Source organism: Mycobacterium sp. NGS40 (assembly GCF_059812735.1).
On record NZ_JCALDG010000128.1, the window covers coordinates 1 to 401 of the forward strand.

At 60.8% G+C, this 401-nt stretch carries 1 protein-coding gene and 1 pseudogene; one reads left to right on the plus strand and one right to left on the minus strand.

The window, feature by feature from the left end; genetic code table 11:
• A partial coding sequence (locus tag AC5Y5O_RS32240; RefSeq protein ID WP_500028774.1) for an ArsR family transcriptional regulator occupies nucleotides 1–164 on the plus strand: 164 nt, incomplete at its 5' end.
• Nucleotides 165–209: 45 nt separating this feature from the next.
• Here the strand turns inward: AC5Y5O_RS32240 and AC5Y5O_RS32245 are convergent.
• Nucleotides 210–401, minus strand: a pseudogene (locus AC5Y5O_RS32245) (phosphate ABC transporter permease PstA); the annotation flags it as partial.

Below are 401 nucleotides of genomic sequence, written 5' to 3' on the forward strand. Positions count from 1 at the left end.
CTGTTCTCAAATTGAGCGAGTCGACCGTCAGCCACCATCTCAGCCAACTCCGTACGGCGGGGTTGGTGGAATCGGATCGCCGCGGCATGAGCGTCTACCACCGCCCTCATCGAGATGCGATGGCAGCCCTCTGCGCGGTTCTCGACCCGAATTGCTGTAGCTGACGTCGTGAACGCCAATAGCTTTGGCGTTGTAGGGTTTTGCGGTTCTCAGCGTCCCTGGCTGATGGTGGAACGGCGAGCGATGAGCCGAGCCGCCAGGGTGAACAGAAGCACCAACGCGACAAGCGTCAGGGCGCCGGCCCAGGCCCGCGCTTGAGCCGCTTTGAAGCCAGTGATGGCGTTGCCGAATATCTGTAGCGACAAGGTCGACATCCGTTTGTCCGGGTTGAGTTCCGTGAA